The organism is Billgrantia desiderata (assembly GCF_900108215.1).
GTDB classification, from domain to species: domain Bacteria; phylum Pseudomonadota; class Gammaproteobacteria; order Pseudomonadales; family Halomonadaceae; genus Halomonas; species Halomonas desiderata.
Genome location: NZ_FNVC01000010.1, coordinates 131,551 through 149,673 on the forward strand (window position 1 = coordinate 131,551; position 18,123 = coordinate 149,673).

At 65.5% G+C, this 18,123-nt stretch carries 17 protein-coding genes; 2 read left to right on the forward strand and 15 right to left on the reverse strand.

Translation table 11 applies throughout. The features are described 5' to 3' along the window. Positions 1–4: 4 nt before the first annotated feature. The 3 genes from C4S71_RS11330 to C4S71_RS11340 form a co-directional block, all read right to left on the reverse strand. Positions 5–2,605, reverse strand: coding sequence for a TRAP transporter permease (locus C4S71_RS11330; RefSeq protein ID WP_103969175.1), 2,601 nt, complete (start codon positions 2,603–2,605; stop codon positions 5–7). A 132-nt stretch (positions 2,606–2,737) separates the two neighbouring features. Next, on the reverse strand, positions 2,738–3,718 hold the full coding sequence (locus tag C4S71_RS11335; protein WP_103969176.1) for a TAXI family TRAP transporter solute-binding subunit: 981 nt from the start codon (positions 3,716–3,718) through the stop codon (positions 2,738–2,740). A 289-nt stretch (positions 3,719–4,007) separates the two neighbouring features. Beyond that, entirely contained in the window at positions 4,008–5,396 is a 1,389-nt protein-coding gene (locus C4S71_RS11340; protein ID WP_103969177.1) for a KamA family radical SAM protein, read from the reverse strand. A 286-nt stretch (positions 5,397–5,682) separates the two neighbouring features. Here C4S71_RS11340 and C4S71_RS11345 point away from each other — a divergent pair, with 286 nt between their 5' ends. After that, positions 5,683–6,204 (forward strand): macro domain-containing protein, encoded by a 522-nt coding sequence (locus C4S71_RS11345; RefSeq protein ID WP_103969178.1) that lies wholly within the window; start codon positions 5,683–5,685, stop codon positions 6,202–6,204. A gap of 147 nt (positions 6,205–6,351) precedes the next feature. Here C4S71_RS11345 and C4S71_RS11350 read toward each other — a convergent pair whose 3' ends face one another. From C4S71_RS11350 to C4S71_RS11360, 3 genes are all read right to left on the reverse strand, one after another. Then, complete coding sequence (locus C4S71_RS11350) at positions 6,352–7,656, reverse strand: TRAP transporter large permease (protein ID WP_086510160.1); 1,305 nt, start codon at positions 7,654–7,656, stop codon at positions 6,352–6,354. Beyond that, entirely contained in the window at positions 7,646–8,125 is a 480-nt protein-coding gene (locus tag C4S71_RS11355) for a TRAP transporter small permease (protein ID WP_086510161.1), read from the reverse strand. Before C4S71_RS11355 ends, C4S71_RS11350 begins: the two co-directional genes overlap by 11 nt. Before the next feature lie 73 nt (positions 8,126–8,198). Further along, the gene (locus tag C4S71_RS11360) at positions 8,199–9,209 is read right to left on the reverse strand and encodes a DctP family TRAP transporter solute-binding subunit (RefSeq protein WP_103969179.1); all 1,011 of its coding nucleotides are present in this window, start codon (positions 9,207–9,209) and stop codon (positions 8,199–8,201) included. 191 nt (positions 9,210–9,400) lie between these two features. Between C4S71_RS11360 and C4S71_RS11365 the strand changes: the two genes are divergently transcribed. After that, positions 9,401–10,258 carry a DMT family transporter gene (locus tag C4S71_RS11365; protein ID WP_086510163.1) on the forward strand — a complete coding sequence of 286 codons (858 nt, stop codon included), beginning with the start codon at positions 9,401–9,403 and terminating at the stop codon, positions 10,256–10,258. A 21-nt stretch (positions 10,259–10,279) separates the two neighbouring features. Here the strand turns inward: C4S71_RS11365 and C4S71_RS11370 are convergent, their stop codons facing one another. The 9 genes from C4S71_RS11370 to C4S71_RS11410 all read right to left on the reverse strand — a co-directional run. After that, complete coding sequence (locus tag C4S71_RS11370; RefSeq protein WP_086510164.1) at positions 10,280–11,320, reverse strand: LacI family DNA-binding transcriptional regulator; 1,041 nt, start codon at positions 11,318–11,320, stop codon at positions 10,280–10,282. Positions 11,321–11,396: 76 nt separating this feature from the next. Then, positions 11,397–12,329, reverse strand: a complete 933-nt coding sequence (gene kce, locus C4S71_RS11375; protein ID WP_103969180.1) for a 3,5-dioxohexanoate:acetyl-CoA acetone transferase — start codon at positions 12,327–12,329, stop codon at positions 11,397–11,399. A 56-nt stretch (positions 12,330–12,385) separates the two neighbouring features. Beyond that, positions 12,386–13,159 (reverse strand): SDR family oxidoreductase, encoded by a 774-nt coding sequence (locus C4S71_RS11380; RefSeq protein WP_086510166.1) that lies wholly within the window; start codon positions 13,157–13,159, stop codon positions 12,386–12,388. A 39-nt stretch (positions 13,160–13,198) separates the two neighbouring features. Continuing rightward, the gene (locus C4S71_RS11385; RefSeq protein ID WP_103969181.1) at positions 13,199–14,470 is read right to left on the reverse strand and encodes a TRAP transporter large permease; all 1,272 of its coding nucleotides are present in this window, start codon (positions 14,468–14,470) and stop codon (positions 13,199–13,201) included. Further along, on the reverse strand, positions 14,470–14,973 hold the full coding sequence (locus C4S71_RS11390) for a TRAP transporter small permease (protein WP_086510168.1): 504 nt from the start codon (positions 14,971–14,973) through the stop codon (positions 14,470–14,472). Before C4S71_RS11390 ends, C4S71_RS11385 begins: the two co-directional genes overlap by 1 nt. Before the next feature lie 59 nt (positions 14,974–15,032). Further along, positions 15,033–16,031, reverse strand: coding sequence for a TRAP transporter substrate-binding protein (locus C4S71_RS11395; protein WP_086510169.1), 999 nt, complete (start codon positions 16,029–16,031; stop codon positions 15,033–15,035). A gap of 345 nt (positions 16,032–16,376) precedes the next feature. Next, a complete protein-coding gene (locus C4S71_RS11400; RefSeq protein ID WP_103969182.1) occupies positions 16,377–16,922 on the reverse strand; it encodes a DUF192 domain-containing protein in 546 nt (181 codons plus the stop codon). Further along, complete coding sequence (locus C4S71_RS11405; protein WP_086510171.1) at positions 16,919–17,653, reverse strand: GntR family transcriptional regulator; 735 nt, start codon at positions 17,651–17,653, stop codon at positions 16,919–16,921. Before C4S71_RS11405 ends, C4S71_RS11400 begins: the two co-directional genes overlap by 4 nt. 101 nt (positions 17,654–17,754) lie before the next feature. Continuing rightward, the coding region (locus C4S71_RS11410) for a pyruvate kinase alpha/beta domain-containing protein (protein WP_304481836.1) at positions 17,755–18,123 on the reverse strand (369 nt) is incomplete at its 5' end.

Here is an 18,123-nt window from a genome sequence, read left to right on the forward strand (position 1 = left end):
CTCCTCAGGCAGCGTGAGCGGTAGACGACGGCTGCTGAAGCTTGCGCCGACGCTGCAACAGCACCACCAGGCCGAACAGCAGGAAGCCGGGGATCCACATCCACTCCTTGGCCCAGCGATCCACCGGCGCCAGCACCTCGATGATCTCCTGATCGAAGTCGAAGCCGATGTCCGCCGCCAGGCTGCCGAACTCGACGAAGTCGACCGTGGCCTGATCGCCATCGACCCACAGCTCCATGCCCAGCCGCTCCATGCGCTCTTCGGCCGTATCGCCGCGCGGCACCGGCACCAGCAGGTAGGTGGTCATGGGATCGCCGAAGGCGTCTTCGCCGGCGATCTGCACGCGCAGCTGGCTGCCGTCCTCGACCTGGCCCAGCGCCTGAGCGAACTCGGCCGGCGGGATCGACTGATAGGGATCGTGGATACGATCCATCCAGTAGCCGGGGCGGAACAGGGTGAAAGCCACCAGCAGCAGCAGAATCGACTCGTACCAGCGGCTGCGTACCAGCAGGTAGCCCTGGGTTCCCGCGGCGAAGATCAGCATGGCGATGGTCGCGATGATGAATATCACGATGCCCTGAAGCCAGCCGACGTCGATCAACAGAAGATCGGTGTTGAAGATGAACAGGAACGGCAGCGCCGCGGTACGCAGGCTGTAGTAGAACGCCTGGAAGCCGGTGCGCAGCGGATCGCCGCCCGACACCGCGGCCGCGGCGAACGATGCCAGCCCCACCGGCGGCGTCACGTCGGCCATGATGCCGAAGTAGAACACGAACAGGTGCACCGCGATCAGCGGCACGATCAGCCCGTTCTGCTGCCCCAGCATCACGATGACCGGCGCCATCAGCGCCGACACCACGATGTAATTGGCGGTGGTGGGCAGGCCCATGCCTAGGATCAGGCTGAGCACGGCGGTGAGCAGCAGGATCAGCATCAGGTTGCCCATGGCCAGGATCTCGACCACATCGGCCAGTACCAGGCCGACACCGGTCTGCGAGACCGCGCCCACCACGATGCCTGCGGTAGCCGTCGCGATACCGATGCCGATCATGTTGCGGGCACCGGCGACCAGGCCGTCCCACAGGTCGAGGAAACCTTCCTTGATGTCGGCAACGATACGGCTGCGACCACGGAAGAAGGCAGTGATGGGACGCTGAGTGATCATGATGAAGATCATGAACACCGTGGCCCAGAAGGCCGACAGCCCGGGCGACAGACGCTCTACCATCAGGCACCACACCAGCACGATCACCGGCAGGATGTAGTGCAGCCCCACCATCACCGTGGGCTTGGTACGAGGCAGCGTGACGACCTTGGAAGTCGGATCGTCGAGCTCGAGCTCGGGATAGTACGAACCGAGCTTGAGCAGGCCCACGTAGATGGCGGCCAGCCCCACGCCGACGACCCAGGGAGTGGCATCGCCCAGCACCGGCTTGAGCCAGCCCAGGCCGTAGTAGACGGCGAACGAGAGCGCCATCAGCAGGATCAGGCCGGTCAGGAAACCGATCACCTTGTTGAGCAGCGGTCGCACCGGGTTGCTGGAAGGCAGCCCCTTCATGTCGGCCTTGAGCGCTTCCAGATGCACGATGTAGATCAGCGCGATATAGGAGATCACAGCCGGCAGGAAGGCGTGACGAATGACTTCCACATAGGGAATGCCGACGTACTCCACCATCAGGAAGGCCGCCGCCCCCATGACCGGCGGCATGATCTGTCCGTTCACCGACGAGGAGACCTCGACCGCCCCGGCCTTCTCGGCGGAAAATCCCACCCGCTTCATCATCGGAATGGTGAAGGTACCGGTGGTCACGGTATTGGCAATGGAGGAGCCGGAAATCAGGCCGGTCATGCCCGACGCCACCACGGCGGCCTTGGCCGGCCCGCCCTTGTAATGGCCGAGCAGCGAGAAGGCGACCTTGATGAAATAGTTGCCGGCACCGGCCTTGTCGAGCAGCGCGCCGAACAGCACGAAGAGGAAGACAAAGCTGGTCGACACCCCCAAAGCGATACCGAACACCCCCTGGGCCGTGAGCCACTGATGGTTGACCAGGCCGTACAGGCTGACCCCGCGATGGGCCAGAATGCCCGGCATGTAGGGGCCGAAAAGCGAGTAGAGAATGAATATCGAAGCAACGATGGCCAGCGGCGGCCCCAGGGCACGCCGGGTCGCCTCGAGCAGCACCACGATGCCGACCACGCCGACGATCACGTCGCGCAGAATGGGCGAGCCGGGCCGGTCGGAGAGCTCCGCGTAGAAGAGAAAGATATAGGCGGCGCAGAACGCCCCCACCAGCGCCAGCAGCCAGTCCTGCAGCGGTATGCGGTCGCGCGGCGAACGCTTCAGCGCCGGATAGGCCATGAAGGCCAGGAACATGGCAAACGCCAGGTGAATGGAGCGCGCCTCGGTGGCATTGAACACCCCGATGCGGAAGATATAGGGCAGCGGCGAGGCGATCCAGAGCTGGAACAGCGACCAGGCGGCAGCCACACCGACCAGCAGCTTGCCGGGCGCCCCCAGCGGCTTGCGCGCCCCGGTATCGCTGGAGGCGACCATGTCCTCCAAGTCGGCCTCGGGTTTTCGTGGATTCGTCTTTTCGTCAGTCATTACCGTCGTGCCCCATTGGCTTGACTCCTGGGTGCAGCCGCTGCGGGTAACGTCTCGGCAGCTGACCCAAACAGATGCGCGGACCCCGTGGGTCCGCGCATTTTACCGAAGGGAGTGGCTACCCCCTGCCTCTCACTCGATCCAGCCACGCTCACGATAGTAGCGAGCGGCGCCGTCATGCAGCGGTGCAGTCAGACCCTCGGAGATCATGTCCTCTTCGTTGAGGTTCTCGAAGGCCGGATGCAGACGCTTGAAGCGATCGAAGTTCTCGAACACCGCCTTGACGGTCTCGTAGACGACTTCTTCATCCACGGCAGTGGAGGTCACGAAAGTGGCCGCGACGCCGAAGGTCTCGACGTCTTCGTCGTTGCCGCGATAGAGGCCGCCGGGGATCACCGAACGGGTGTAGTAGGGATACTCCTCGATCAGGGCGTCGATCTCATCACCGGTCACCGGGATGATGCGCGCATCGATGGTGGTGGTGGCTTCCTGGATGGAACCGTTGGGGTGACCGACCACGTAGACCATGGCGTCGATGTTGTTGTCGGACAGCGCCGCAGCCTGCTCGGCGGCATCCAGCTGCGACGCCAGCGAGAAGGTACCGGTATCCCAGCCCATGGCCTCCATCACCACGTTCATGGTGTTGCGCTGGCCGGAGCCCGGGTTGCCGATGTTGACGCGCTTGCCGGGGAAATCGGTGAAGTGCTCGATGCCGGAGTCGGCACGCGCGACCACGGTCAGCGGCTCACCGTGCATGGTGAAGACGGCACGCATCTCTTCCCATGGACCATCTGACTCGAAGTTGGCCTCACCGTGATAGGCACGGAACTGCACGTCGGACTGCACCACGCCCATGTCGAGCTCGCCGCTCTTCATGCCGTTGACGTTGGCCACGGAACCGCCGGTGGAGGGGGCGTTACAACGGATGTTGTGCTCGTCGCTGCCGCGGTTCACCATGCGGCATACCGACTGCCCCACCACGTAGTAGACCCCGGTCTGGCCGCCGGTGCCGATGGTGATGAAACGGTCCTGCGCCACGGCCGGGGCAGAGAACATGGCAGCGCCCAACAGGGCTCCCGAGAAGGCGGCTGCGGAAAAAGCATGGCGTTTCATTAACACACCTCTTTAGACGTTATTGGCTAGCCGGTTTTCACCAGCTGCTTTGGCTGAAGCAAGATTCCCTGGTGGCCAAGACGCACGATCCTTGGCCAGCGGTTTCCACCGCTCTCATCTACTTTAGCGAAAAAAACGCCGTCATGATGATGGTCTTTTTCAACTGACTCAATTCTAGTAGGGATTTACGTTAAGTGTACGTTAATTCCTAAATTGCATGACTCATGAAATAGGGGTCTGCTCCTTGCCATGGGCAGCATATGAATGGCATGCGCAACCGTTGCGAACGTCAGGTCGCACTGGCGATCAGCTCCCGCTTGGCACGCTTCATGGCGACGAACTCCGCCTCGTAGAAGAACTCGCTCTCCCCCAGCGCAGGCTCGAGGTGGTTGAGCCAGGTAGCGGTCTCGTCGTACCTGGCGAAGAACGGCCGCTGCACCCAGCCGGCTTCCCTGCCCTGAATGAAGCGCAGCACGAAGACCTTTTCGCCGTGGATCTCGGTGACGCCCTGGATCTCCACCTTGCCCGGGTCGGCAGACATCGACGGCCCCCGGGCGGTACGCGCCAGGCCGGGCACCCGCTGCATGGCCTCGCGGTAGATCTCCCAGGCCCGCACCAGCGGCACCTCGAAGTAGTGACGGGCACCGGTGTCGCGCTCGACGAACATGTAGTAGGGAATCATCCCCAGGCGCACCTGCGTCGTCCACATTCTCGCCCACTGGTCGGCATCGTCGTTGATGTGGCGGAGCAGCGGTGCCTGGGTGCGAATCTCGGCGCCGGTGGCGCGGATACGGCGTATCGCCTCGCGGCAAATGGGGGTGTCCATCTCCTTCCAGTGATTGAAGTGCGCCATGAAGGCGACGTGCTTGCCGGCCGCGGTCAGCTCGCGGAACAGCGCCAGGACGTCATCGGCATCCGGGTCAGTGACGAAGCGGTAAGGCCAGAAGGTGAGGCTCTTGGAGCCGATGCGGATGTCCTGGACGTGATCGAGCTCCGGCGCCATCAGCCCTTCCAGATACATCCTGAGGTGCTTGGCCTTCATCACCATGGGGTCGCCGCCGGTCATCAGCAGATCGGTCACCTCGGTATGCTCGGCCAGATAGCGATGCAGCGATTCGGCTTCGCTGGCGGCGAACTTGAGCGTCTTGTCGCCGACGAACTGCGCCCAGCGGAAGCAGAAAGTGCAGTAGCTGTGGCACACCTGCCCCTGGCTGGGAAAGAACAGCACCGTCTCGCGGTACTTGTGCTGCATGCCGGGCAGCGGCTCGCCGTCGAGCAGCGGCAGATTGAGATCCATCTGGCCCGCCGGATGCGGGTTGAGCTCGGCACGAATGCGCTCGATCACCGGTTTCATCTCGGCGGCGTCGGCGTCGCGGCGCACCAGCTCGGCCACCGCGTCGTAGTGCTCCGGCCTGAGCATGCCGCGCTGGGGAAAGGTAAGCTGGAAGACGGGGTCGGCCGGTACGTCGCTCCAGTCGATCAGCTCCTCGATGACGTACTCGTTGACCCGAAACGGCAGCACCTGGCTGACGACCCGCATGTCGAAACGCAGGTCTTCAGGCAGATTCTGAATCGCCTCGATCTTGTCCAGCTGACGGTGGGTGTAGACCTTGAATTGGCGGGCCTCGATGACCTCGGCCCCTGCATCGCCGAGCTCGATGTTCACACGCTGGTTCATCGTCTCCTCCTGTTGTCGTGGGTCACGGCGGCGCCTGCGCGACGGCGCAACCACGCCGTCACGCCGACCTGAGGTCGGCGAGCCGTGACTTATCGGGGGAGCACATTGGTACCGTTCAGCGCCGCGACTTGCAAGTTTTTGCGTCTATTTGCAACGAATGTCACGAAAACCGAGCGAATACGCAACGATTCGTTCTTTTCTCGCATACGCTGAACCGGCGCGGGAACTTGCCGACCGGCGACCCTTGCCACCAGACTGAAAGGACACAGCAGAGGAGATAGCGACCATGTCCGCTCGCCTGGAATGCCTGCAGGGAGACATCGCCAATCAGCCGGATATCGACGTCGTGGTCAACGCCGCCAACGCCCAGCTGCGCACCGGCGGCGGCGTGGCCGGCGCCCTGCACCGGGCAGCCGGCCCGGAGTTGGAGCGTGCCTGTCGGCCACTGGCGCCGATCGCGCCCGGTCAGGCGGTGATCACCGAAGCCTTCGCCCTGCCCAACCGACATGTGATTCACTGCCTGGGGCCGGTCTACGGTCGCGACAGGCCGGAAGCGGAGCTGCTGGCGGACTGCTATCGCAACGCCCTGGAGCTGGCCGAGCGGCACGGCCTTGCCAGCATCGCCTTCCCTGCCCTTTCGGCCGGCGCCTTCGGCTATCCCCTCGAAGAGGCCGCCCGGGTCGCCCTTGCCACGGTGCGCGAGACGCTGCCTCGCTGCCCCGGCATCGAACGGGTGCGCTTCGTGCTGTTCGATGCCGGCAGCGCCAAGCTCTTCCAAGACACCCTGGAGAGCCTACAAACGGCCTAAGACCAGGAAAAGCTCTGATGCGCGTCGCGAGCGAAGAGAGGTTGGCCGCCGCCGGAACGCAGCGACCGGAGTTGACTGACTGCTCAATGAGGATCGCGAGTACCGCCGGCGGTCAAGATATCGAGCGCAGCAGGGCATCAGAGCTTTTCAGACGTTGTAGCCGAGAGTGCGCGGTAACCACAGGGCGATTTCCGGGAAGATCGCCACCAGCGCCAGGGCGCTGGCCATGGCCAGCACGAACAGCAGCGCCCAGCCCACGGTCTGCTCCAGCCGTATCCTGGCGATGTTGGTGGTCACCATCAGATTGACCGCCACCGGTGGCGTGAACTGGCCGATGGCGATGTTCATCGCCAGCAGGATGCCGAACCACACCGGGTTCCAGCCGAAGTGCTGCATCACCGGGAGCAGGATCGGCATCATGATCAGATAGATCGAGATGGCATCGAGCAGCATGCCGGCCAGCAGCACCGCCAGCATGATCAGGATCAGCAGCAGCACGCCGTTGTCGGTGAGCCCGATGATCCACTCCGCCAGGTGGCGGAAGGTACCGAGCATGGTGCCGGCCCAGGCGAAGATACCGGCCAGGGCGATGATCAGCATGACCACACCGGAGATCACCGCCGCCTCGCCGAGCAAGCTCCACAGATCGCGCCAGCCGATCTCGCGAGTCAGGAACAGCCCGACCAGGGCGCCGTAGGCCACCGCCACCACCGCCGCCTCGGTGGGCGTGAACAGGCCCGAGCGCAGCCCGCCCAGGATCAGCACCGGTGCGAACAGCGCCGGCAGCGCCTGCTTGAAGGTCTCGCCCACCTTGAGCCGTTCCGCTCCCTCCACCGGCGTGCCGCCCTCCCAACCGTAGCGCTTCGAGACCAGCAGCGCCGGCACCAGCAGCGCCAGACCGGCCAGGATGCCGGGAAACAGCCCGGCCGCGAACAGCGCCCGCAGGTCGACCCCGGGCACCACGATGGAGTAGAGAATCAGCGCCACCGAGGGCGGAATCAGGATCGCCGTCGAGGCCGACGCGGCGATCAGCGTGGCCGAGAAGGGCTTGGGGTAGCCGGCCTTGGTCATGCTGGGCAGCATCACCATGGCCACTGCCGCGGCGTCCGCCGGCCCGGAGCCGCTCATGCCGCCCATGATCATGCACACCAGCACCGCCACCAGCGCCAGGCCGCCGTGACGTGGGCCGATCAGGGCCTGGGCGAAGCGCACCAGACGCAGCGCGACCCCGGCGCGCTCGAAGATCAAGCCGGTCATGATGAACAGCGGGATGGCGATCAGCGGGTACTTGGCGATGCTGTTGTAGGTGTTGGTACCGAGGGTGGCCAGCATTTCCGGGGTGAGGCCGACGAGGATGCCCACCGCGCCGGCCAGGGCCAGGGAGAACGCCACCGGCACGCCGGCGATCAAGAGCCCGGCGAAGGCCAGGATCATCCACAGGTCAGGACTCATCGTCGAGCCTCCCGCGCAGGCGGTCGACGGTCTGCTGCACCAGGCGAACCAGCATCGCCGCCGACAGTAGCGGCAGCCACAGCAGGTACCACCACTGCGGCAGGCCGAGCCCCGGCGACAGCGATTCCCACTGGTACTCCTCCCAGGTGAGCTTGGCGCCGAACCAGGTGATCAGCCCCAGCACGATGGCGCCGCACAGCCCCTGGAACAGGATCAGCGCACGCCGTGGCGCAGCCGGCAGGGCCCGCTCGAGCAGGCCGATACGAATGTGGCCGTTGCGCCGCAGCGCCACCGAGGCACCGGCGAAGGTGAGCACCACCAGCAGGAACACCGAGAACTCCTCGGTGAAGGCCAGCGAGCCGCCGGTCACGTAACGCGTGATGACGTTGCCCAGGCTGATCAGCGAAATGATCGCCAGCGCCAGCGAGCCCAGCCAACGCTCGGGCCTGGCATCGGGAGAGAACTTCATGGAAGCCTCGCAATGAAGGCCCGACTCCGCACACGGAGCCGGGGCTAGACGTTTGCCTGAACGTTGATGAGGCTCAGCGAGCCTCGATGGCCTGACGCGCGGCTTCGACCAGCTCCGGGCCGATGCGCGGAATCCACTTGTCGTGCACGCTGCGGGTGGCATTGACGAAGGCGGCATGCTGCTCTTCGGTCAGCTCGGTGACCTGCACGCCACGCTCCTGAATGGCGGCCAGCCGCTCGCTCTCCTGCTCGCGGGTCATGGCGATCTCCCACTCGCCGGCCTCGACGGCGGTCTCACGCAGGATCTCGCGATGCTCTTCGGAGAGCGAATCCCATACGCGCTGGTTGACGGCGAAGATCAGCGGATCGTTCATGTAGTTCCACAGGGTCAGGTGCTCCTGGCCCACCTGATCGATGCGCGCCACGTCGAACACCGACAGCGGGTTCTCCTGACCGTCCACGGCACCGGTGGTCAGCGCCGGCTGGGCGTCGGTCCAGCTCATCTGGGTGGGGTCGGCACCCAGTGCGGTGAAGGTGTCCTGGAACAGCGGCGAGCCGACCACGCGTATCTTCAAGCCGTTGAGGTCGCTGGGCTCGCTGATCGGACCGCGCGAGTTGGAGAGCTGGCGGAAGCCGTTCTCGCCCCAGGCCAGCGGAATCACGCCGCGGGATTCGATGGCCTCGAAGACCATCTCGCCGGCCTCGCCGCCGGTCACCGCATCGACCGCCGCCTCGTCGGGCATGAAGAAGGGCAGCGAGAAGAGGTTGAGCTCCGGCACCTGGGGCGACCAGTTGATGGTCGAGCCCACGGCCATGTCGATCAGACCGGAACGCATGGCGGAGAACTCACGGGTCTGGTCGCCGGCCACCAGCTGCGAGTTGGGGTAGACGCGCAGGGTCAGCTCGCCACCGGTGCGCTCTTCCACCAGTTCGGCCCACTTCTCCGCCGCCTGGCCCCAGGGGAAGGCGTCGGAGAGCACGGTGGAAACGGAAAGCTCCCGCGCCTGCGCCGAGAGCGAGGCCGTGAGCACGGCGGCACCGGCCAGGGCCGCGGCGATACGGGTGATACGACGTGGTGAATTCATGACGTGTCCTTGCAGCAGGGGCCGGCTCCGACAGGGCCAGCCGTGATTATCGTTCTGGCGGGCATCGACAATTTCGCCTCGCCTCGACATTCTACGATGTCGGGCGTTGAATGGTAGTCCGTTAACGATATCGGCGACGCACGGCACCGGGCTGCCATCCTCGCCGGGGCGAATACGACAAGGAGTCAGCCGTGCCAGTGCGCGACCTGCTGCTGGGCCTCTCGATCGTGGTGATCTGGGCCTTGAACATCATCGTCATCAAATGGGGGGTGACGGAACTGCCGCCGCTGCTGCTCACCACCCTGCGCTTTCTTCTGGTGGCGGCGCTGCTGGTGCCCTTCCATCCGGTGGCGCGTCGTCATCTGCCCTTCCTGCTGCTGCTCTCCGCCACCTTCGGCACCCTGCACTTCGCCCTGCTGTTCATCGGCCTGGGCCAGGCGGAAGCCGGCACCGGCGCCCTGCTGGTGCAGATGGGCACGCCCTTCGCCACGCTGCTGGCGGTGCTGTTCCTGGGCGAACGCCTGAGCGTCAAGCGCGTGGCCGGCCTCGTGCTGTCGTTCGGCGGGGTGGTGGTACTGGCCGGCGGCCCCAGCCTGCCCTCGGCGCTGCCCATGACGCTGCTGCTGCTCAGCGCCTTCGGCTGGGCCGTGTCGCAGCTGCTGATCAAGATGGGGCCCAATATCCCACCGCTGGCACTGGCCGGCTGGACGGCCCTGCTCGCCGTGCCCCAGGTGGCCATCGGCTCCTGGTGGTTCGAAAGCGGCCAGGTCAGCGCCATGGCCACCGCCGGCTGGTTCGGCTGGGGCGCGGTGTTCTATACCGCGGTGATGTCGTCAATCGTCGCCTACGGCATGTGGTACGGCCTGCTGCGGCGCCACCCGGTGAGCCGACTGGCCCCGCTGAGCCTGATGGTGCCGATGGGCGCGGTCGTGCTGGGCATCGTGCTGCTGGGCGAGAGTCTCAACGCCCATGTGCTGATCGGCGGCGTCATGGTCATCGCCGGCGTGGCACTGATCGTGATTCGCTTTCGCGCCCTGCTCGGCCGCTGACGGTCGAGACGGCGGCCCTTTTCACTCCGTCTCCGATGCCGCTTCCGCCCCGGCACCGCCCGGCCTGCGCGTGCTTCCTCTCAGCATCGGCGTCACCGGCAGCATGATGTGCTCGGGCTCGGTATCGGCGTGAGCGATCTGCTCGAGCAACAGCTCCGTGGCCTTGACCACCATCTGCTCGACCGGCTGCTGCAGCGTCGTCAGCGAATGGCTTGGCCAGGTCGACATGGGGATGTCGTCGAAGCCGACGATCGACACGTCTTGCGGCACCGCAAGGCCGAGTTCATGGCGCAGCGTCTCCATGGCGGCAATGGCCATGAGGTCGTTGGCGGCAAACAGCGCATCCGGCACGCTGGGCGCAGCGAACAGGCGCCGTGTGGCCTGGCAGGCGTCGAGGTAGCGGTAGTTGCCGACCTCGACGGCGTGGCACTGCTGCCCCCGCGACGCCAGGCCCGCCACGAACCCCGCGTAGCGCTGCTGGCTGGTCGAGGAGTCCTCCAGGCCGGCCAGGTAGGCGATGCGCCGATGCCCCAGGCTGGCCAGGTAGCTGCCCGCCCAGAACCCGCCGCGGTGATTGTCGCAGCCGACCTGGCTGATGCCGGCGTAGTTGACGGTACGGTTGACGATCACCACAGGGATGCCGAAGTCCGCCACCGTTTCTGCCTGCTCGGTGTCCAGGGTGATGGCGAGCATGAGCACCCCCTCGACCTGGCTTCTGATGATCTCCTCGATCACCGAGTCGAAGCCCCGATCGGAGGGGGCGAAGAACAGCAGCAGGTGATACCCCTGCTTCTGGAAGAAGCGCGACGCCCGCTCCAGCACGAAGGTATAGAACGGGTTCTCGAGGCTGTAGGTCACCACCGCGATGGTGCGGCTCGAGCGCGTGATGAGCGAGCGGGCGATGGTGTTGGGGCGATAGCCCAGCTCGCGCGCCGCCTCCATCACCTTCTTACGGGTCTTGTCCGAAACACTGGCATTGGGCGAGAAGCTGCGACTGACGGCCGACTGCGACACGCCGGCCAGTCGGGCCACATCGCGGGAGGTTACGGATTTCCTTTTCATGCATGGAGCTCGCAGCGGGCGGATACCGAAATGACGGGAATCGTACCACTTTGCCACGGCAGGCGCCGGTAGCGGCTCAGAAGCCGACCCGGTCGCCGCCCTTCAATTCCAGGATCTCGCGCGCCTCGTCCGCTGTGGCCACGGCCAGCGAGAGCCCTTCCAGCAGCTCGCGCACCTTGCGCACCTGGCTGGCGTTGCTCTCCGCCAGCCGCCCCGGCCCAAGCCACAGGGAGTCCTCCAGCCCCACCCGCACGTGCCCGCCCATGGCGGCGGCCTGGGCCGCGATGCGCATCTGATTGCTGCCCGCTCCCAGCACGGACCAGGCATAGCCGTCGCCGAACAGCCTGTCGGCGGTGCGACGCATGTGCATGACGTCCTCGGCGTGGGGGCCGATGCCGCCCAGAATGCCGAACACGCTCTGCACGAAGAGCCGCCCACCGACGACGCCGCGATCCACCAGGTTGCGCAGATTGTAGAGATGGCCGATGTCATAGCACTCACATTCGAAACGCGTGCCGTTGCGCGCCCCCAGGGTCATGGTCTTCTCGATGTCGGCAAAGGTGTTCTTGAACACCAGGTCGCGGCTGTTCTCCAGGTGCTCGCGCTCCCACTCGTGCTCGAACGCCTGGAAGCGCTCAAGCATCGGGAACAGCCCGAAGTTCATCGAGCCCATGTTCATCGAGGCCAGCTCCGGCTGGAACTCGATGGCGGGCCGCATGCGCTCCTCCACCGTCATGTGCGGGCTGCCGCCCGTGGTGAGGTTGATCACCGCATCGGTGGAGGCCTTGATCCGCGGCAGGAACTTCTCGAACACCGCAGGATCCTGAGTCGGCCTGCCGGTGCTGGGGTCGCGGGCATGCAGGTGCAGAATGGCGGCACCCGCCTCGGCGGCGGCGATGGCCGCCTCGGCGATCTCCTCGGGCGTCACCGGCAGATGGGGCGACATGGAAGGCGTATGGATGGCGCCGGTGACGGCACAGGTGATGATGACTTTACGTTGCGTCGCCATGAAAGACCTCGCTGTTCTGATTCAGGAATCGTGGAGCCGAGCCACGCGCCAAGCCCTTACAGCGACTCGACGTTGGCGCAGACGCTGAGCGCCTGACCGGAAATGTTGGCGCCTCCGGGAGAGGCCAGGAACAGGGCCATGGCCGCGATGTCGCTGGGCTCGACCATCTTGCGCATCGACACCTTGGCCAGGTTCTCCTGCTCCATCTCGTCGCGGCCGATGCCGCGCTGCGCGGCGCGGTCGGCGATCACCCGCTCGATGCGCGGGCCGCGTACGATACCCGGCAGGATCGCGTTGACCCTGACGCCCGCCGGGCCGAGCTCGCAGGCCAGGCTCTTGGTCAACCCCACCACGCCCCATTTGCTGGCGGCATAGGGCGTGCGATAGGCGAAGCCGAGGCGTCCCGCCACCGACGCCATGTTGAGCAGCACGCCCCGGCTCTCGCGCAGAGCGCCGGCGGCCCGTTTGGCCACGTAATATTGACCGTTGAGATTGATGTCGATGGTCTGTCGCCACGCTTCGCTCTCGATCTCGTCGATCCCGGCCGTCGGCCCGGCGATGCCGGCGTTGTTGACCACCACGTCCAGCCCGCCCAGGCCGGCCGCCTCGTCGAACAGACGCGCCACCTCCGCCTCGCGGCTGACGTCCGCCCGGGTTGCCGCGATGCCCTCGGGCAGCGCAGCCAGGGCGGCTTCGTCGACGTCGCACACATGCACGCGCGCCCCGGCCTCATGGAAGGCCTGGGCAATGGCCAGGCCGATGCCGTTGGCGCCCGCCGTCACCAGCACTCTCAGGCCCTGCCGCGGAATCAGGCTGTCTACCACTTTCATTGTCGTGTCTCCCGGATGGGTGGAACGGCCGTCGCCCCGCTAGCGCAGCGAGGGCAGCCAGGTGGAGAGGAACGGCACCACGCTGATGATGAAGAGATTGACCAGCACGATGGCGACGAAAGGCAGGATCGACCAGGTCAGCCGGGCCACGCCGACCTTGGAGATCTGCGACGCCACGAACAGGTTGAGGCCCACCGGCGGCGTGAACATGCCCATGGCCAGGTTGACCACCATGATGATGCCGAAATGCACCGGGTCGAAGCCGAAGCTCACCGCGATGGGCAGCAGGATCGGCACGAAGATCAGGATCGCCGCGGCGGCCTCGATGAACATGCCGGCCATCAGCAGCAGCACATTGACCAGCACGATGAACAGCAGCGGGCTGTCGATGGCGCCGATGACGAAGTTGGAGAGCATCGACGGCACCCGCAGGCTCTGCAGGATCCTGCCGTACAGCCCGGCGGCGCCGATGATGCTGAGCACCACGGCGGTGGTGACGGCGGCCTCCTGGAGGATGCCGACGATGTCCTTGAGCGAGATTTCGCGGTAGATCACGAAGCCGACGAGGAAGGAGTAGACCACGGCGATCACCGCCGCCTCCGTCGGCGTGAAGATACCGCCATAGATGCCACCGAGGATGATCACCGGCATCAGGATCGCCAGCAGCGCCTTGCGCCCCGCCGTGAACATCTCGCGCCAGGAGCTGCGCTCGCCGCCGCCGTGACCGTGGTAGCGGGCGTAGCCGTAGGCGAAGAGCAGCAGGCTCAGGGTGATCATGAGGCCCGGCAGGATGCCGGCGACGAACATGTCGCCCACCGAGACGTTGGCGGCGATGCCGTAGAGGATCAGCGGAATGCTCGGCGGGATGATCACCCCCAGCGCCCCGGAGGCCGCCTGATTGGCCGCCGCGTAGCCGGAGGCATAGCCCTTGGCGATCATCGCCGGGATCAGGATCGCGCCGATGGCGGCGGTGGTGGCCGCCCCCGAGCCCGAGATGGCGGCAAAGAACAGCGAGGTGACGATGGCCACCATGGCCAGTCCGCCGGTCATGCTCCCCACCATGGTATTGGAGAAGTCCACCAGCCGCCGGGAGATGCCGCCGCTCTGCATCAGGTAGCCCGCCAGGATGAAGAACGGAATCGCCATCAGCGGGAAGGAGTTGACCGAGGTGATGTACTGCTGGGCCACGATCAGCATCGGCATCAGCTCGCCCTGCCACACCGTGATGGCCGATGCCAGGCCCAACGAGAAGGCGATCGGCACGCCGATGACGAACAGCACGATCAGCAGCAGGAAAAGCAGCAGCGCCATCAGCCCCTCTCCTCTTTTTCGTGGCCCGTGACCTCGTCGATCAGCAGCGCCACCGAATTGACCAGGATGACGATCCCGCCCAGGGGCACGGCAAGGTAGGGCCACATCATCGACACCCGGGTACTGGGCGCCGTCTGGTTGGCGACCCGGCCCACCATCTCGAAGCCGTACTTGACCAGGATGAAGGCGAACAGCGCCGAGGCCAGCACGACCAGGACGCGCATCACGCGCGCCAGCCTCGGCCCGGCGAACTCGAGCACGATGTCGACCGAGATCATCAGCCCCTTGCGATAGGCGTAGCCGGCGCCGATGAAGGTGAGCCAGATCATGGCGAAGCGGGCGATCTCATCGGAGAAGTAGAGCGGTCTTCCCACCACGAATCGCGCGAAGACCTGCCAGAAGATCAGCACGGTCATGACCAGCAACAGCCCGGCGAGCCCCCAGCCGATCAGGCGATTGAACAGGTCGATGCCCCTGTTGGTTTGCCGCAATAACGTCTTCATGACTGCCTCGTGTCGCTAGTTGACGGCGCGGGCGGCAGACCGCCGCCCGCGGGCCACACTCAATACTCGAAATTGATGGCAGCCTCGACGAGGTCCTCGCCCACGGTGGGAGCCCACTTCTCGATGACCGGCTGCACCGCCTCGCGGAAGGGCTCCAGGTCGGGCTCGGTGACGGTCATGCCCAGCTCCGCCAGCTGGACCAGGTAGCGCTGCTCGAGCTCCTGGCTGGCCTCGCGCTGAACCGGCAAGGCCAACTGCGCCGCTTCCAGGATGATTGCCTGGTCCTCTTCGCTGAACGAATTGAACAGGTCCAGCCCCATCATCAGCGGTGCCGGCGAATAGACGTGCTGGGTCATGTTCAGGTAATCCTGAACCTCGTAGAAATTGACGTCGTAGATGGTCGGCAGCGGGTTTTCCTGGCTATCCATGACCCCCTGCTGCAAGGCGGTGTAGACCTCGGTCCAGGCCATCGGCGTGGCATTGGCGCCCAGCGCCTCCCAGGTGTCCACCTGGACGCGGCTCTCCTGGGTGCGGTGATTGATGCCGCGCAGGTCGTCCGGGTGATTCAGCTCCCGCACCGAATTGGTGTTGTGGCGGAAGCCGTTCTCCATCCAGGCCAGGATCTTGACGTTCATGCCCTCCTCGGCCAGCTGAGCGAGATGCTCGCCGTGCTCGCTGTCGAGAAAGGCATAGGCGTGGTCGTGGTTCTCGAAGACGTAGGGAAGATCGAAGAGCAGGAACTCGTCGACGAAGCCGCCCATGGGGCCGGTCGAGGAGATGCCGGCGTCGACGATGCCGAATCCCATGCCCTCGACGACCTCGCGCTCAGCACCCAGGGCATTGTCATAGTGGGGGTCGATGGACAGGCGGCCCTCGGAGAGGCGCTCCAGCTCCTCACCGAACTTCAGCACGCCAATGCCCTGCTGCGAGTCGGGCCCCAGAGGCAGGCTGACGTCGATGACACGCTCCGTGCCGGCCTGGGCAGCGGCAACCATGGCAAGTGACAGCGCCATCGCCAACGGCGCCTTGAGGAAAACGGGGTGGGTATTACGCGTCATGTTGCGGCTCCTTTCGAGTTGTCGTTGTGGTCATCCAGGAATTCGTATGCATCTCCTTTCGCTCCCGCTATCAGAAGCGAGCTGCGTAACGTTTAGATCAAAATAGACTACGTATGCAAATCGGTTGAATAAAATCCACCGAAACCAGGCCACAAGTGTATGACCGAAAAGAAAATATACTTTAGTATTAGAGATAGAATACGTATGCCAAAAATTGCAGGCATCGTCGTGCCACGAGTACTCGCGCAGGCGCAGCTCAGGCTCGCAGCGAGCGACGCACTGTCATGCAAATGCGCTGCAACGATAGCGGCGGCGTAGCGATTGATCTCAGGGGTCGCGATGATCTCAGGGGTCGCGAAGGTGGGCGCACTTCGAGGCACTGCCGGGCCAGATGACGCAGTCGCCCACCCCGATGTCGTGCGCCTCGAAATAGCCGGCGTTGACCTCCAGCGCCGCGTGGTAGGTCACGCCCGCCAGGGTGACCGGGCAGTCGTAGGGGTTTTGCGACGGGCAAGGCTGCATGGTGGCCTTGGCCGCGATACGCCCTTCGGCGTCGATGAAGGCAATATCCAGCGGGATACGGGTGCGGTACATCCAGAAGCCGCCCTGGGGCGGCTGAGGCTCCGCGTAGAGAAACAGCATGCCGGCTTCCGCCGCCAGATGGTCGCGATCCATCAGCCCCTTCTGGCGCTCGGCCGAGCTGCGCGCCAGCTCCACCTCGAGCCGATGGCGCTCGTCCTCGGTCACGATCTCCAGCGGTGCCCGTTCGAGCGTGGACGGCTCCCCGGCGCCGGCCGGCCACTGCCAGACGAGCAGCAGGCCGCCGAGCAGGGCCAGAACGGCAGCCTGGCTCCTGCGCGTACCGAGCGTCAGGTCTGCCGGGGGGTTCAAGGTATCGCACCCTCACGCTGACCGAGAATCGCCATCAGATCGATGCGCGTCTCTCGTGTGCTGAGGTCCAGCAGCCCTTCCAGTGCCTGAAGATGCTCGTGGATGCAGCGCCGGGCCGCCTCACCGTCGCCGCTGCGCAAGTGGGCGAGCAGCGCCGGATGGTCCTCGGCCAGGTAGCAGCTCGCCAGACCGGCCCGTTTGTATAGGGCAATGACGATGGAGGTACGCAGGATCAGGTCGGTGAGCATGGCGCCGAGCACCCGGTTGGGCGAATGCTCGGCGAGCAGGTGGTGGATCGCCAGGGAGTGCTCGATGCGGGCCGCCTCGTCGCCTCGGGCATGTGCTTCGGCTTCGCGTTCGACGCGCGCGGCGATCTCCCCCAGCAGCTCGGCGTCGAGGCGGCCGGCCAGCAGTGCCGCCACCTCACCCTCCACCAGGCGTCGTGCAGCGAAGGTCTCGCGGGTCTCCTCGATGCTCGGTGCGCGCACCCGGGCGACCTGGTTGGGCTGCTGGCTGACGACGTGGTCGGCAGCCAGCCGGGTCAGCGCCTTGCGCACCACCGAGCGGCTGACGCCGAAGATCTCACCCAGCGCCACCTCGGGCAGGCGCGTACCCGGCGGCAGACGCTGGGTCAGCACCGCCGCGCGCACCTTGTCGACGATGAAACGATCGCTGATCCTGCCGCCTGCCCGGGTTTCGGCGGCAACCTCGTCCTGCCAGGTGGTGCTCATGGCCTGCCCTCTCGCCTTGTCATGGGCTTACCTTCGCACGTTTCCTTCATTCTGACCACAGGAAGCAGGCTTCCTGTATACAAAAACCGAGCGATACCAAATCAAGCCTGGTGCTTCTCGGAAACATCGAGAATCTTCAGGGTATTGGTCCCACCGTGGGCGTTCATGTGATCGCCCCGGGTCAGGATGACATGATCCCCCGGTTCGGCAATCCCCTGTTGCACCAGCAGCGCCAGCGCCCGGTCGTTGAGCTCGCTGGCGGCCATCGCGCTGGTGTCGAACGGCAGCGAGACCACGCCGCGGTAGAGCGCCATGCGCCGCTGGGCGATGGGGCTGTGGGCCAGCCCGACGATGGGCAGCCCCGAGCGGATGCGCGAGGCGATCAGCGGGGTGTAGCCGGTCGAGGTCATGCAGGCGATGGCGGCCACCCCGGTGAGGTGGTTGGCGGCGTACATGGCCGACAGCGCGAT

What these genes read in the sequence shown, in the direction of transcription:
- C4S71_RS11330 (WP_103969175.1), bottom strand. Translation starts at nt 2,605, where the DNA reads ATGACTGACGAAAAGACGAATCCACGAAAACCCGAGGCCGACTTGGAG.
- C4S71_RS11335 (WP_103969176.1), bottom strand. Translation starts at nt 3,718, where the DNA reads ATGAAACGCCATGCTTTTTCCGCAGCCGCCTTCTCGGGAGCCCTGTTG.
- C4S71_RS11340 (WP_103969177.1), bottom strand. Translation starts at nt 5,396, where the DNA reads ATGAACCAGCGTGTGAACATCGAGCTCGGCGATGCAGGGGCCGAGGTC.
- C4S71_RS11345 (WP_103969178.1), top strand. Translation starts at nt 5,683, where the DNA reads ATGTCCGCTCGCCTGGAATGCCTGCAGGGAGACATCGCCAATCAGCCG.
- C4S71_RS11350 (WP_086510160.1), bottom strand. Translation starts at nt 7,656, where the DNA reads ATGAGTCCTGACCTGTGGATGATCCTGGCCTTCGCCGGGCTCTTGATC.
- C4S71_RS11355 (WP_086510161.1), bottom strand. Translation starts at nt 8,125, where the DNA reads ATGAAGTTCTCTCCCGATGCCAGGCCCGAGCGTTGGCTGGGCTCGCTG.
- C4S71_RS11360 (WP_103969179.1), bottom strand. Translation starts at nt 9,209, where the DNA reads ATGAATTCACCACGTCGTATCACCCGTATCGCCGCGGCCCTGGCCGGT.
- C4S71_RS11370 (WP_086510164.1), bottom strand. Translation starts at nt 11,320, where the DNA reads ATGAAAAGGAAATCCGTAACCTCCCGCGATGTGGCCCGACTGGCCGGC.
- kce (WP_103969180.1), bottom strand. Translation starts at nt 12,329, where the DNA reads ATGGCGACGCAACGTAAAGTCATCATCACCTGTGCCGTCACCGGCGCC.
- C4S71_RS11380 (WP_086510166.1), bottom strand. Translation starts at nt 13,159, where the DNA reads ATGAAAGTGGTAGACAGCCTGATTCCGCGGCAGGGCCTGAGAGTGCTG.
- C4S71_RS11385 (WP_103969181.1), bottom strand. Translation starts at nt 14,470, where the DNA reads ATGGCGCTGCTGCTTTTCCTGCTGCTGATCGTGCTGTTCGTCATCGGC.
- C4S71_RS11390 (WP_086510168.1), bottom strand. Translation starts at nt 14,973, where the DNA reads ATGAAGACGTTATTGCGGCAAACCAACAGGGGCATCGACCTGTTCAAT.
- C4S71_RS11395 (WP_086510169.1), bottom strand. Translation starts at nt 16,031, where the DNA reads ATGACGCGTAATACCCACCCCGTTTTCCTCAAGGCGCCGTTGGCGATG.
- C4S71_RS11405 (WP_086510171.1), bottom strand. Translation starts at nt 17,653, where the DNA reads ATGAGCACCACCTGGCAGGACGAGGTTGCCGCCGAAACCCGGGCAGGC.